Here is a 14,666-nt window from a genome sequence, read left to right on the forward strand (position 1 = left end):
GCTAGCTCCGCACCGAGCTGAGTGCTCCCTCCGGAACGGGATTCACTCCGCCGGTGACCGTGTGCCCTGCCCGATGCTTGCCCAGCCCGACCTTGTCCATGACCTTCTCGCGCCACTCGTCCATGATCTCGTAAAAAGTCGGGATCACGACCAGAGTCAGCAGCGTGGAAGTTATGACACCGCCGATGACGGCTCGTCCGAGCGGTGCGCGGAACTCTGCTCCTTCGCCCCAGCCGAGTGCAACCGGGATCATTCCCGCAATCAACGCCAGCGTCGTCATCATGATCGGACGCAGACGAATCGCGCCCGCCTGGATTATCGCCTCACGTCGCGGCAGACCATCGTTGATTCTTGCCCATTTCGCGAAATCGATGAGCAGAATCGCGTTCTTCGCCACGATTCCCATCAGCAGTATCACCCCGATCAGACTCATGATGTTGATCGTCGAGCCGGTGATCATGAGAGCGAGCATCACGCCGACGAGCGACAGCGGCAGCGAGACCAGAATCGCCAGCGGCTCGATGAATGATCCGAACTGGAGAACCAGAATCAGATACATCAGCATCACCGCGATGCCGAGGGCGGTGAAGATCCGCCCGAAGACTTCGTTCTGACTGTCGACTTCACCGCCCTGGGTTATGCGAACGCCGGGTGGGAGTGTCACCCTTTCAATGCGGGCGTTGATGTCCTTCATCACCTCTCCAAGCGACCTGCCGGCAGTGTTCGCCTCGACGTTCACCACGAGATCGCCATCGAGGTGCGTGATCTGTGCGGGTCCGAGGCCCTGCCTGATGTCGGCTATCTGACCGAGCGGAAGTGTCGTCGGACCGGTCGGGCCCTGCATCACGAGCGGCAGCTGCGCCAGATCCGAAGCGCGCTCGCGCGCGCCCGGTGCCAGTCTGACATTCACCTCACGAGTCTCACCCGTGGGATCCACCCAGTCTCCCGCCTTGATCCCGGCAAACGCAGGCCGCAGCGATTGCGCCACCTGTGCGACGGTAATCCCGAGCGTGCCGGCGAGTCCGCGATTGAGCGTGACCTCGAGCTCGGGCTTCTGGCCCTTGGTCGAGAGCCCCACGTCCACGGCGCCCGGTACCTGCCTTACCTCGTTCGCGATCGACCCGGCAGCGGCATTGAGCGACGCCAGAGTGCCGCCCCTCAGCTGAATCTGGATTTGCTTCTGCGATCCCGAGAAATCATTCGTGAAGACTGTCATCGTAGCGCCGGCGATTCGGCCGACCTCGACGCGCAGCTGCTCACCCAGATCGGTGGCGCTGATGTCACGCTTGTTCTTGGGAACCAGCCGGACGTAGATGTTTCCGTTGTCAACGGCGCCGTTGCTGCCGCCGATGGTCGTGTACGTATAGGAAACCTCGGGGCGGGCCCGCGCCAACCGTCCTGCTTCCTCGGCCTTGATGCGTGTGTAGTCGAGGTTCGAGCCGGGCGGCGTCTCGATGCCGATGTTCAGCTCGGAGCGGTCGACGTCGCCGAAGAAGCTGCTGCCGACAAGACCGACAGCGGGAAGCGCGAGCGCGATGACGAACGAAGCGACGGCGAGTGCGACCATCGCCAACCGGTGGTCAAGCGCCCACCCGATCAACAGCTTGTACCGCTCCGCCTGACGGTTGAACCACAGGTTGAAGCGGTCCAGCATTCGCGCAATCGGGTTGCGGCGCTCGTGCGCCTCTACCTGAGGATCGGCCCAGTACGCGGAAAGCATCGGGTCGAGCGAGAAGGAAACGAGAAGCGAAACAAGAACCGCGCATGCAATGGTGAGAGCAAAAGGCTTGAACCACTGGCCCGCGACCCCATACATGAACGCCACCGGAACGAACACCGCGATGATCGAGAACGTCGTCGCCGCCACGGCGAGGCCGATCTCGTCGGTGCCTTCGCGGGACGCAGTCATGTGATCCTTACCCATCTCGATGTGCCGCACGATGTTCTCTCGAACAACGATCGCGTCGTCGATCAGAATGCCGATCGCCAGAGAAAGCCCGAGCAGCGACATCGTGTTGAGCGTGAAGCCGAACGCCCACACCGCAATGAACGACGCCAGCACGGAGACCGGCAGCGCAAGTCCGGTGATGACGGTGGATCGCCATGAATTCAGGAAGACGAAGACCACCAGTACCGTCAACAATGCTCCGATGAGCAGTGCCTCCTCCACGCTGCGCACCGAGTCGGCCACACGGACACCCGAATCGCGTACCACTTCCATCCTGACCCCGGGTGGCAGCGTCTTCTGCATCTCGGCGACTGTCGCCTGGATTTTCTTGCTGACCGCGGTCGTGCTGTATCCCTTGGATTTCGTGATGTCGATTCCAATGGCTTCTTTGCCATTGTAGAGAGCAAGCGTGCGCTGCTCCTGCGTGCCATCGAGAGCGTCGGCAACCTGCCCGAGCCGCACGAGCTGGCCGCCGCGCTCGGAAACAACAAGCTGCATGAAATCGGCGGGGCCTTCGAGCCTGCCCTGCAGACGGATTGCCCGCTCGTCCAGCGCTCCGCTGACATTGCCAACCGGCGTAGCCATGTTCTGCGCCTGCAGCGCCAGAACCACGTCCGCCACGCTCAAGCCGGCCGCCTGCAGCGCCTGGGGCCGCAGCCGGACGGTCATCTCGCGCTTCACTTCGCCCACGATGTTCACCTGGGCGACGCCGGAAATTCCCTTCAGCGCACTGGTGATCGTCGGATCGGCCATTCGCGTGAGCTGCGCCGGCGTGTAGGCGTCGGATGCCAGCGTCAGCGACACGATCGGACGGTCTGCCGGATCGAACCGTTTGAGAATCGGTTCCTTCATTTCCACCGGCAGATCCGCCCGGATGGACGAGATTGCGTCGCGAATGTCCTGCGTTGCCTGCGAGATGTCCTTCTCGAAAACGAACACGATGACTATCTGCGCGTAGCTGTCGGTCGCCGTGCCGAACATCTGGTCCACACCGGAGATGCCCTTGATTGCGTCCTCGACAGGCTTCAGGACCTCGCGCTCCACTCCTGCCGGAGACGCACCGGGATAGGGAATGCCAACCAGAACGACCGGCTCAGCTACGTCGGGAAACTCGTCGGTCTGGAGCAGAAACAGCGAGAACAAGCCGAACACCACCAGCGCCACCATCACGACGATGGTGATCATCGGGCGCTTGATCGCAAAATCCGAAATTACCATTGCTAGCTCCTCGACTCCGGCGCTTTGTCCGTCGGCGCCGATACCTTGATCACGGTTCCGCTGCTGATGCCCTGCGCCGCGCCGAGCAGCAATGTGTCGCCCGCCTGCACACCCGCTGTGATCTGAATTCGCTCGGCCCCTTCATCTCGCAGGCCGAGCTGAACCGGCACACGCTCGACCTTTCCCTGCTTGATGCGCATCACCGACGGGACACTGCTGCGCTGGTCGATCGCCGCAACGGGCGCGATCAATCCGCTCTTGGATTCGCTTGCGAGTCTTCCGGTCGCGAAGAGACCGCCGACGAGCGTCCCGCTCGTATTTGGAATCGACGCGATGATGCGGACCTGGCGCGTGGCCGGGTCTGCCGTTGGATTGATGCGCGTGACACGACCGATGAGAGTGCGGCCGGGGTATCCATTGACTGTGAAGCTCACCGGCACACCGATGCGAACCTGGTCCAGCTGCTCGGCCGGAATCGAAGCCTCGAGCCGCATGCTCGAAGGATCCACCACCGTGAACATAGCCCCGCCCGGCTGCACGACATCCCCCGCCGAAACCTGACGATCGCTCACGACTCCGGAGATGGGCGCGGTGATTCTCGTGTTGCTGAGCTGTTTCTGCGCATTGGCCAGCCGCGCCCGCGCGTCCGCCAATCCCGCATTGGCCGCAATTGATGCTCGGCGAGACTGTTCGATGTCGCGCTCGGCGATAGCACCCGCTGCGAGGAGCTTCTCGCCTCGGGCGAGCTCGCGAGCGGCAATATCGGCGCTGCTTTTCGCCGATGTGACGGCCGCGCGCGCGGAAAGAAAAGCATCCTGTAGTCCGGACGCATCAACCTGTGCGAGCAGCTGTCCGGCACGTACGCGCTGTCCCTGCTCGGCGTAGGTCTGAAGCACGCTGCCACCTACCTGAGCGCGCACGGACGCTTCGCGCTCCGGCATCAGAGAACCAGAAAGCGTCGGCCCGCTCATCACTTCGCCGAGGGTGACGATGGCGATGTTTTCCGTGCCAATCGTCATCGCTGCGTTCTTCGCGTCGGCGGCGTCTGCTTCCGACGTTTTCTTGCAGGCGCCGAGACTGAGCAGTGCTATCACCGGAAGCACGGCGAGGAGCCTGGGGACGACGCCCGTCCCGGTGCGTCTACGACTTTCTATCGAGTTCATGGATTAGAGTCCAGGTGGTATCTGCTGGTTGGCGAGCGTTCCGGTCTGCGGCTGTCCCTGCTGTTGCGGCTGAGTCTGCTGCGGCTGCGAGTACTCCTGAGTCTGCTGCTGCGCTTGCGCCTGCTGCTGCGCCGAAAGCGCAGATGGTCCGGTCTGCAGCGGGAGATTCGGCAGCAGCGCGAGCTTCACACGTGCGACCTGAAGATTCCTTGCTGCGAGGGCGCTGTTGACCGTCGCCTGCTCCATCAGGATTCTCGAGTCGTTGAGCTCGAGCTGCGTCGAGATTCCTTCGCGGTACCTCACTTCTGCGATGGAGTAGGCACGAGCAGCCTGCTGCGCGGTACCGCGGCTTGCCTGCCACGAGGCAGCGGCCTGATTCAGCGCATTGATCGCGACCTGCGCATCGAGCGCGGCGAATTCCCTCACCTGCTGCAGGCGCGCGCGCGACTCCGCGAGGTTTGCCTGCGCTACCTTTTCGTCGCCGCGAATTCGTCCGCCTGTGAAGATCGGAAACTGCGTTGCGACCGCTATCGTCCAGTTCGTGCGGAACTGATCGGAAGACGGGAGACCGCTCGCGGGATACGCGACTGCGCCGTACTGAGAGCTGAGGCTGAGCGACGGAATGCGCTGCGACCGCGCGATACGGACCTGACTTTCCTGCACGCGCACGGCTTCAGCCGCCTGGCGAACCGTCGCTCGGCGCGAGCTGGCCGTGTCGGGCGCAGAGTAGTCGGATACCGTGAGACCGGCGAGACGAATCCCCGCGGGGAGTGTGGCCGGGTCGTCAATCGCAGTCGTCAGTGTCAGTGGCTGGTCGTGCGGGATGTTCAGCAGCTGCTTGAGGCGGAGATACGCAACCGCACGGTCGCTCTGCCGCTGGATGACCACCGGACGCTGATTGTCCCGCGTCACCTGTGCCCTCAGCAGCTCGAACTCGGAGATGTTGCCGACGTTCTTTGCCAGCTGCGTATGCTGGAAGACACGTTCCGTCTGGTTGTAGGACGCTTCGGTGATCGCGACGAGCCGGTCCGCGAGTGCTGCATCGTAGTAGGCCTCTGTGACGTCGAGAATGATTTGCGCGCGCTGCGCGGTGAGCTCGATGTCGGCTAACCTGCGCCCGGCGTTTGCGGCCGCTGTCTGTGCTGCCATTCTCCCGCCGCTGAAGAGATTCTGCGAGAGAGACAGCCCGAAGTTGTACTGGTTCGCCTGTCCGAACGGCAGACTGCTGAACGACGCGAAAGGATTTAGTCCCGACGCGCAGCGGGCTGAGAGCTCGAGGCCGGCCAGCCGATCGGCGATTGGCGCGGTTTCATCCCTGAGGTAGTCGTCGCATGGAGGCTCCGGCGCGGTTGACGTTGCCGTGTCGGCCGGCGCTCCCCCGAATCCCTCGTATTGGGATTTGAGCGTGCGCGTGTAGCTGCCCGATCCGTAGATCTGCGGGAGGTACTGGCTCCTCGCCTGCAGCTGTTGTCCCTCGCTTCGGCCGACTCCCGCACGCGCGACGTGAACCGCTTCGCTCTGGGATTCGCCCCTGCGCACTGCCTCCTCGAGTGACAGCGACGTCGCTGCCTGCCTCGGCGCTGTCGCGGCGGCTGGCGTTGTGCCCTGCGCCGAGAGTTGCGCCGCAGTGAAGAGCGCCAGGCCTGAAATCCTTGCAAGAAAATTCACCGAGTGCCTCCGTTGCCTGTCTTGAAACCGATTGCGTTGAGAAGAAGTCGCGAGTAAAGGCGAGCCGCTTTCGACTGCGCGGGATATATCTGCGGCATCATCTCGCGACCCATCGCATCGTGAAAAACCGCACCGAGCAGCATCGACCCAGCGGCGGCGACGTCGAAATCCGGGTGAGTCAGTCCCATTGATTTCAGCTTCCGCAGATAGGCGGACAGATCATTGGCGGCTCGAACGGGGGTGCTCACCGCCGTCGTGATCATTTCGGGTCGCTCTTCGATCTCGCTCATGCACTTGCGGATGATCGAGCGTTTCGCGTAAAGCCGCTCGATCATCAGCCCACACCACTCGGACAGCTCCCGGTCGGGATCAACCGGGATTGCGGGAAGCGTCGTGGCAGTCGGTGCGTCGGAGGTGTTGGCGATCGCTTCCTGGAGGAGCGCTTCCTTCGATCCGAAATAGCGGAAGAGCGTGACTTCATTCACGCCTGCCGTTTCCGCTATGCGGCGAGTCGTCGATCCGCGGAAGCCATGCTGCGAGAAAACCTGCGCAGCGGCCTTCAGTAGCTCGGTTCTGGTGTCCATGGGTCGGGAACCTAAAAGGTCGCCCGCCCTGAATGCAAGTATCTACTTGCTTACATCAGATGTTTGTGGGGGGTCCCCGGCTTTGCGCCAGACCATCGGCGCCGTGGTGCCGGGAGGTCCGTTGTACAGGAAGCGATAGCTCAGCAGCCGCTGCTTCTGCCGGAACTCGGTCTGATGCGAACCCGGCGACTCGAGCGGGAGTGGCTGAACCGATACTATCTCGTCGAACAGCGCGACGTTCGGGAGGATCTCGCGGTAGGTCGTCGTCACCTTCATTCCGAGAACCGCCGGCTTGATGCTTCCACCGCGCGTGAGTCGAAACTCCGCCCGTCGGATGAGATAGGTCGCGCTGTCGATGAAGATCGACCCCTCGACATCGGGTGCCTTGATGTCCGGCGTCGGCTCGAAGTCGATGCGATGCGTCGGAATGCTGTCCATGTCCGAGATTCCCACATACTTGAAGCAGTGCGCCGTGAGGAATCTCACGTCCGCGAGATCGGTGAGCGTTGGCAGCCGCATCACGCGCACAGCCCCGAAAAGCTTGTTATGGTCTTCGGAGACCACTCTGCCTTTTCGGTAGCGCCAGTCGTCGTCGCTTCTGAACGTCAGCGTGTCGTATACGATCCGATGCCTTCCGTCCTGGAGGTCGTAGGTATCGTGCGCCTGCGCCAGCTTGTACTCGAACGGGTATGTCCGCCGGAGCAGACGCTCGCGCTCGGCATTCTTCCGAGCCTCTCCCAGCACTGTTGTGAGGTCCTCGTCACCAACGAATCCATTCTCCTCGGGAACGATGCACCGCCGCGGCGGCGCAGTCACATGCACATCGGCGAGCGTCGATGGGACCTTCACGAGCCAGAACACAAAGTCGTAGTTCGAAGAAAACGTGATCGTCGTATCGATCGGTACATAGCCCAGCTGCTTCAGCCGAACTCTGTACTTGCCGGCGGGCACTGCGAAATAACGGAACCATCCGCTCTGGTCGGTAAATCGTTCCCGCCCCAGCGGCTCTACGGTGACCGTCGTGAACGGGAGCGGAGCGCCGGTAGCTTGTGCGCGTGCGAGCCCCGAAAGCGTAAAAGTCGGAGTAGTGCCGGGCGGGAACGCCGGTGATTGTGCCGGTACCTGTGCCGGTGTCTGTGCCGGTGTCTGTGCCGGTGTCTGTGCTGGTGGCTCGGCCGGTGTCTGTGCCGGCGTAGGTGTCTTTGCTGGGGTTTTTGCCTTTGTCTTTGCCTTTTTCTTTGCCGGCGTCTGTGCCTTTGTCTTTGCCGGGGTCTTTGCCGGTGGCGGTGCCGGTGGCGGTGCGGGTGCCTGAGGCCGCGGCTGCGCGACCTGGGCTTCCAGATCCCCCACCCCGAGTATGAGCGGAAGGCAAAGCACGAGCGCGAGCTTTTTCAGGGAGAGTGGCAAGGAACGCGGGATCTGTGTCAGAAGCTGCCTGCCGTAAATCGAAGACGATCTGCCTGGGGGGTTTGTAATGCGGCTGCACCTAGTATTGGCCGGAAGCACCAAACGCGCCAGCAAGCTGTGCGGCAACATGCTGTAATCGCGGTTGCAGCGTGATACGCCGCCGGAATGGTCCGGTTCCGTACGCCTGATAGCAGATCTCGAACAACTGTCAGATTGTCGTAAAACCGCGTGAGTATCGATAACTAATCGATCGCCGCTGACGTACGGTGGAATTACCAAATCCGGACATTTGCGGCCAAACCAATCAGGGCATTGGGCTGTCTCACCCGATTGTCAACGCTTGTCAGCTCCGTCATACACCGCTCCACCCGTCGCGGGCCCTTATGAAAAACTCAATCGTCACACCCCTGTCGCTGTGCTCCATCTCCGTCCTGATTCTTGCCGGCCAGCTCGCCGCGCAGGATCCAACGAAGATCGTCAGCAATCCGCCCTCCCCGTCGGCAGTGAGCTCGATGCCGGTCCTGAACGCAGCCAGCGCCACGGTAGCTGCTTCGACGCGTGCTGCGTCGGCACCGGTACTCGACGGCAAGACCGACGATCCCGCGTGGCAGAACGCGCAGGTGATCGACAAGTTCCTCGAGTACGAGCCCAAGCCCGGCGCCGAGACGCGCTTCAAGACCGAAGTGCGCGTCGTGCACGACGAGAAGAATCTCTACGTGCTCGCCCGGATGTTCGACCCGGCGCCCGATAGTATCATTTCGCTACTAAGTCGCCGTGATGTTCGTACCCAGTCGGAGCAGCTGAAGCTCATGATCGACTCGTATTACGACCGGCGCACGGGGTACGAGTTCGTCGTCAATCCCGCGGGCGTGAAGCGGGACTTCTACGTCTATAACGACAACAATGAGGACGGCAGCTGGGACGCCGTCTGGGACGTCGCGACCCGCATCGATTCAGTCGGCTGGGTTGCGGAGTTCCGGATTCCATTCAGTCAGCTGCGCTTCGCGAACAAGCCGACTCACACATTTGGCTTCATGGTCGTGCGGGACGTGGCGCGCACCGCGCAGCGCATCAGCTGGCCGCTGTACCGGCGCGACCAGCAGGGATACATCTCGCAGACCGGCCAGCTCACGGGAATCAGCGGCATTGGACGGCCGAGCAGGCTCGAGCTCACGCCTTACGTCGTGACGAAGAACGAGACGCGGCCTTCAGGCAGCTCCTACAAGCATCCGCAGTCATTTGCTGCAGGCGCGGACCTCAAGTTCGGTCTTTCATCCAATCTCACGGTCAACGCAACAATTAACCCCGATTTCGGTCAGGTGGAGGCCGATCCGTCCGTGCTGAACTTGTCAGCATTCGAGCAATTCTTCGAAGAGCGGCGGCCCTTTTTTCTCGAGGGATCGGGGATCTTCTCATTCAAGACCAACTGCGGCGACATCGACTCGGGCTGCACGGGTCCGTTCTACTCGCGCCGCGTCGGCAGGTCGCCGCAGCTGAGCGGCGTCTATGGCGACCAGTCGAGCGCAACCAACACTACCATCCTCGGCGCCGCTAAGGTCACCGGCCGTCTCGGCAAGGGAATGTCGATTGGTATTCTCGACGCCGTCACTCAGCGCGAAGTCGGTGCGCTCGATCAGACCATCGAGCCGGCGGCCAACTACTCGGTCGTCCGAGTGCAGCAGGCGCTGAACGACGGGCAGACGGACATCGGCGCAATGATCACCGGCGTCAACCGCAGCCTGGATTCGAACACGGATCCGTTCCTGCGGCGCGGTGCCTACACCGGCGGTCTCGATCTGCGCCACCGCTTTCTCGACAAGCGGTACGAGCTGGCGGTGAATCTCGCGGCAAGCAGGATCAACGGCACAGCCGAAGCGATTGCCCGTACGCAGATGGATGGCGTTCACAGGTATCAGCGTCCCGATGACGATCTCGAGCTCGATCCGACGCGGACTTCGCTCTCCGGCAACTCCCAGCGTGTGACGCTGAGCAAGTTCGGCGGCGGATTCACGCGGTTCCAGAGTGTTTACCAGCGCTTCTCGCCAGGCTTCGAGATCAACGACCTCGGTTTCCAATCACGCGCAGACGAGCAGATGTTCAGAAACTGGTTCGCACTTCAGTTCAACAAGCCGACAAAGGCGTTCACGCGAGCGTTCTTCAACTTCAACATGATGCAGCGGTGGACGACCGAAGGTCTGCCGACGACAATTGGACTGAACACGAACTGGCACGTTCAGTTCCCGAACTGGATGTGGGGTCACATCGGCGGAAATGTCGGTGAGTTCACGAAGACTTTTGCGGACCGTGATGCTCGCGGTGGTCCGGCAATACGGCGTTCACCGAATTTCGATACGTGGGCCGGAATCGAGACGGACAGCAGAAAGGCGTGGACGGCTAACATGTTCGCCGGCGTCTGGCGGGGTGACGAGGGAAACTCGAGGAGCTGGTGGATCGGGCCGGGCGGACAGTTCCGCGTCTCGAGCCAGTTCAGCGCCTCGTTCGGCCTGAACTACAGCAAGGACATCAACGACAGACAGTGGAGAGCGAATTTCGGTGCAGCCGGTCACGACACGACGCACTACACCTTCGCCCGGCTCGATCAGACCACTGTGAGTCTCACGACGCGGCTGAACTACACGATGACGCCGAACCTGTCGCTCCAGTTCTACGGGCAGCCGTTCACGTCGAGTGGTGATTACTCCAACTGGCGTGAGCTCAACAATCCGCGGGCGGAGAACTACGAGGATCGTTTGAAGCCCTACGCGGGTGGCGATCCGGGTGGATTCAGCTTCAAGGAGTTCCGCTCGAATACGGTTCTGCGCTGGGAGTACAAGCCGGGCTCGACTTTGTTCCTGGTGTGGTCGCAGGGCCGCGAGGATTCGGGAGATCAGGTGAACGACTTCAGCTTCCGCCGTGATTTCCAGGACATTTTCAGGGCGCACCCGAACAACACGCTACTGCTCAAGGTTTCGTACTGGATCAACCCGTAACTCAGAACCACAGCAGCAGAGGACGACACGCTGCCCGCTAATCGCTAGCCGCTATTCGCTGCGCGCTCAAACAACGACAAACGTCGTGGTTACATAAACCAAACGTTCGACCGTAGTAAGCGCGCAGCGGATAGCGGCAAGCGATTAGCAGGTCGCGTGTGGTCTTCAGTTGCTCTTGTAGTTATCGGTCGATGGACTCCCCATGCCGCGCCCCAGCTCCGACCACAGCGCCGATTCCGATCAACACGATGCTGGCGAGTGGCACGACGGGACTCGACATGTTGTTTGTCGCGATGATCGCAGCGAGTAACAAGCCGAATACTCCGCCGACAGTAGCTGGCCAGTAGCGCTTCGGCCCGAGGATCTGCCGCCTCACCGCAAGCTTTGTCGCGACCGCCACGCCGAGCACTCCGCCGATTATCGCGCCAGTGTAGAGACCTGTCTTCCCGAATGCGTTCCCGAGAATCGAGCCGAGGAACGTTCCAATGCCACCGAGGAAGCAGACGAAGAGAAAGAGGAGAAGGCTTTTGCGACTCATCGCACCTCCGTGAGGTCAGGGCCGCTTCAATTTACGGACCCTGACCGTCGGAAGTACGTCCGACTAGCGCGTGCTGATCGTGCGGCTGGGCTAAGCCCAACGGTCGCGCTTATTGCCGGCGCGCGACTGTTGTTGCCGCTGCGTTCTTCAGCATCGCGTCGATCTCCGCCGACGCCACGCGGCGCGGCACACGCCACCTTCCGTTCTCGATCGTGCCGGATGGCACGCTGACCGAGGCGACACCGCCGCCTGAATCGATGGTCACCAGCGCCGACGCTGCGAACGCGCCGTTCTGCTGACTGCTGGTTATTACGAGCATCCAGTTTCCCTGCGCGGGCTTCTGAAAGCGAACGGCGTACATCCCGGCCTGCGGCAGCCGGCGAATGTCGAGCGGTATTGACTGACGACGGCCGTTGACGATTCCTTCGGCCGTGCCTGCGAGCTGGTAGGAGATGAGCTCGCCGTGATGATAGGTGCGCACGGTGAGCAGTGCACCGCGGGTTCCGGGGTCGTGCGGATTTGCGGGGTACTCAATTGCGATCCAGGGGGGTCCGGCAATCGCGACTGTCGATACGACTGCGGTGAGGACGGCGAGGAGAGCGAGCTTTCGAATTGGTGAGCGGAACATTTGGGACTCCTGTCAGAGAAGTTGTTTCCTGCTCTGATACGATGCCGCTCGACGTTCGTCGGTTTAATCGGAAGGGAATGTGAAGAGAAGTCATTACGAAAATGCCAGAACGAACAGCGAGGTAGTCGCTCCGCTTACTTTGCGACCCGTAGTGTGACAGGTCCTTTGAATGATCGAACAGTGACGCGCGCGCCGCCATTGCCATTCATCATCACCAGCTCCGACCCCCGGCCGTATCGCCCCTTCACCGGCCGCGCGAAGTTGAGCTCGTTAGAGATCGTCCCCGCAATGGACGCAACCTCGAAATCGGCACCCGAGCGTCTCGGGATGGCGATGTCGAGCGCCCCGCTGTGAGTGTTGAAGTCGATCGCCGCCGCCCGCTGAATGTCACCGTTGAAGCGAATGGATCCGGTAACGGTCTCGACCTTCGCACGCTCGAACTTCGCGTTCCCCTCAGCCGGCACTGAATTGACGATGATTCCGCCGCTCACTGTGGAGATTGACACGTCGGCGCTCGAGCCGTTGAACGTCACAGTGCCGCTCGCGCTTTTCGCGCGCAGCCAGCCCGGCTTCCCGTTCACCTCGATGTCGCCGTCTATTGCCTCGGCATTCAACTCGGCCGGATTGCCCGATACACGGATCTTCCCTCCAACGACGTACAAGTCGAGCTCTCCGGTCACCCCGGAGACATCGATCTCCGCGGTTGCCGTCTTCACCCACACCTTGGCGCGCGCCGGAACCATCACCTCGAGCCGACTCGGCTGCGGATTACGATCGTTTGGCGTCTCAACCATCATCTTCATTCCGCGCGGACCGCCGCCCATGAAAACCTTGTCGCCCTTGGGAAGCGCCGCGCGAAGCGACACGGAGTCGCGGTTCCATCCGGTGACACGGACGCTGCCGACGAGGTTGGTGATCCGGACCGCTCCGTCGGCATCGAGCCGCAGTCCGCGCTCGACTTTCCCCTGCGATTGCGCGCCGGAGGCAAACCCTGAAGCGAGAGCCAGGCCGAAGAGAGCCCTGCGAATCATCGTCAGCCTCGCGCCATCTCGGTCGTGCGCTTCAGAAGATCCACCTTCTGCTCGTACGAATTGGCGAGCATCTGAATGAGAGTGCGATTGGCCGGATCGGCTGCAAGAGCGTTGCGGGCTTCGAGTATCGCCGCATCGATCACCTTGATGCTCTCGCGCAGCTTTGCAATCGTCTCGGGTGAGAGGGACCCCTCGCTTGACTCCAGTGTGGCCGTGAGATCGTTCACCGCTCGCAGATAGTCACTCTCGACGAGAGTGAATTGCGCCAGCGACGCGGGACCGTTGCTGTCAGCCGTAACCGCAGCAATACGCGGCTGTGCTGACACTGTAACTGCTGATTCTCCGCGACGGTTGAGAGCGACTGCTGTAATCGCGGACGAACCAGCGACAAGCAGCAAAGCCGCGGCCGCCAGGAACATCGGCCGCTGCCAGAATGCGATGCGAGCGGGCCGTTTTGCCTCCAGCTCACTCACTTCCTCGCCCCGGCCAGGGCCACCACTCGCGTCGATCTCCGCGCGGATCTTTGCCCACGCATCCGCCGGCGGCTCGATGTTCCGTGGCAGAGCCGCAACATCCTTCATCAGGTCGCGAAGCTTCGCTTCGTCTATCGTATCGTCTGTCATTTGTTCAATGCCTGTATGAGAAGCTTGTGCGCGCGATGGACCTGCGCTTTTACCGTTCCGACTGCGACGCCGAGCTGAGCCGCGATCTCCTTGTGCTGATACCCCTCGATGTCGTGCAGGACGAACGCCGTCCGCGCGCCGGCGGGGAGTCGCGCAATTGCCCGCTCCAGATCGATCCTCAAATCCGGCGAATCACCTGGAGAGAACGCCCCTATCTGACTCGTGTCCTCCATGGGAAGTACCCGCGCGATGCGACGCTTGTCGCTCCGCGCGTTCTCCAGCATTGCGTTCACGGCGAGTCGGTGCAGCCACGACGAGAATGCTGATTCGCCCCGGAACTTTCCGAGATTCTTCCACGCGCGGACGAATACGTCCTGCATCAGCTCGGTTGCCGCCGTCTGCTCACCACCCATGAGCCGGAGGCAGAGAGCGTAGACTCTGCCCGAGTGCTCGTTGTAGATGAGCTCGAAGGCATCGACGTCGCCATTCTGCGCGCGTCCGACGAGAGCCGCGCTGGACTCGCTACCCTTTGATTCGTTACCGCTCCATTCGGACTGCAACGAAATCGTCGATTTCCTCACCGCAGAGTGTCGGGTCATTCGCTTTCAAGCTATGATGCCGGTCGAAAGCCCGGGGTTTAAATTAGCCCGGCTAACCCGACGGAGCCGCAGCCTGAAAGATTTGCGCGAACAGCTCCAGCAGACGCTTGGCGGTGCCTACACCCTCGAGCGCGAGCTCGGAGGCGGGGCGATGTCACGGGTGTTTGTTGCCGAGGAAACGACACTCGAGCGGAAGGTCGTCATCAAAGTGCTGCCGCCCGAGCTTGCCGCCGCCGTCAACCTCGAACGGTTCAAGCGCGAGATCCAGC

General features: G+C 61.8%; 12 protein-coding genes. 2 read left to right on the forward strand and 10 right to left on the reverse strand.

Features of this window, described 5'->3' with window-relative positions; all coding sequences use genetic code 11:
• Position 1 precedes the first annotated feature (1 nt).
• From VES88_10885 to VES88_10905, 5 genes are read right to left on the reverse strand one after another with little or no spacing between them, the layout of a single operon-like run.
• Positions 2-3,166 carry an efflux RND transporter permease subunit gene (locus tag VES88_10885; protein ID HYN81998.1) on the reverse strand — a complete coding sequence of 1,055 codons (3,165 nt, stop codon included), beginning with the start codon at positions 3,164-3,166 and terminating at the stop codon, positions 2-4.
• 2 nt (positions 3,167-3,168) lie between these two features.
• On the reverse strand, positions 3,169-4,329 hold the full coding sequence (locus tag VES88_10890; GenBank protein HYN81999.1) for an efflux RND transporter periplasmic adaptor subunit: 1,161 nt from the start codon (positions 4,327-4,329) through the stop codon (positions 3,169-3,171).
• Positions 4,330-4,332: 3 nt separating this feature from the next.
• On the reverse strand, positions 4,333-5,997 hold the full coding sequence (locus VES88_10895; protein ID HYN82000.1) for a TolC family protein: 1,665 nt from the start codon (positions 5,995-5,997) through the stop codon (positions 4,333-4,335).
• Positions 5,994-6,581, reverse strand: a complete 588-nt coding sequence (locus tag VES88_10900) for a helix-turn-helix domain-containing protein (protein HYN82001.1) — start codon at positions 6,579-6,581, stop codon at positions 5,994-5,996. Before VES88_10900 ends, VES88_10895 begins: the two co-directional genes overlap by 4 nt.
• Before the next feature lie 42 nt (positions 6,582-6,623).
• Entirely contained in the window at positions 6,624-7,988 is a 1,365-nt protein-coding gene (locus VES88_10905) for a carboxypeptidase regulatory-like domain-containing protein (protein HYN82002.1), read from the reverse strand.
• Between the two features lie 383 nt (positions 7,989-8,371).
• Here VES88_10905 and VES88_10910 point away from each other — a divergent pair, with 383 nt between their 5' ends.
• On the forward strand, positions 8,372-10,978 hold the full coding sequence (locus tag VES88_10910; GenBank protein ID HYN82003.1) for a DUF5916 domain-containing protein: 2,607 nt from the start codon (positions 8,372-8,374) through the stop codon (positions 10,976-10,978).
• Between the two features lie 181 nt (positions 10,979-11,159).
• Here VES88_10910 and VES88_10915 read toward each other — a convergent pair whose 3' ends face one another.
• The 5 genes from VES88_10915 to VES88_10935 form a co-directional block, all read right to left on the reverse strand.
• Complete coding sequence (locus VES88_10915; GenBank protein ID HYN82004.1) at positions 11,160-11,516, reverse strand: hypothetical protein; 357 nt, start codon at positions 11,514-11,516, stop codon at positions 11,160-11,162.
• 109 nt (positions 11,517-11,625) lie between these two features.
• Positions 11,626-12,144 (reverse strand): hypothetical protein, encoded by a 519-nt coding sequence (locus VES88_10920; GenBank protein HYN82005.1) that lies wholly within the window; start codon positions 12,142-12,144, stop codon positions 11,626-11,628.
• A gap of 134 nt (positions 12,145-12,278) precedes the next feature.
• A complete protein-coding gene (locus VES88_10925) occupies positions 12,279-13,175 on the reverse strand; it encodes a DUF4097 family beta strand repeat-containing protein (protein HYN82006.1) in 897 nt (298 codons plus the stop codon).
• A gap of 2 nt (positions 13,176-13,177) precedes the next feature.
• Positions 13,178-13,798 (reverse strand): hypothetical protein, encoded by a 621-nt coding sequence (locus tag VES88_10930; protein ID HYN82007.1) that lies wholly within the window; start codon positions 13,796-13,798, stop codon positions 13,178-13,180.
• A complete protein-coding gene (locus VES88_10935) occupies positions 13,795-14,397 on the reverse strand; it encodes an RNA polymerase sigma factor (protein ID HYN82008.1) in 603 nt (200 codons plus the stop codon). The genes VES88_10930 and VES88_10935 overlap by 4 nt, the downstream gene beginning before the upstream one ends.
• Before the next feature lie 82 nt (positions 14,398-14,479).
• Here VES88_10935 and VES88_10940 point away from each other — a divergent pair.
• Positions 14,480-14,666: hypothetical protein (locus VES88_10940; GenBank protein HYN82009.1), on the forward strand; the 187-nt coding region annotated here is incomplete at its 3' end.

Source organism: Gemmatimonadaceae bacterium (assembly GCA_035633115.1).
GTDB lineage: Bacteria > Gemmatimonadota > Gemmatimonadetes > Gemmatimonadales > Gemmatimonadaceae > UBA4720.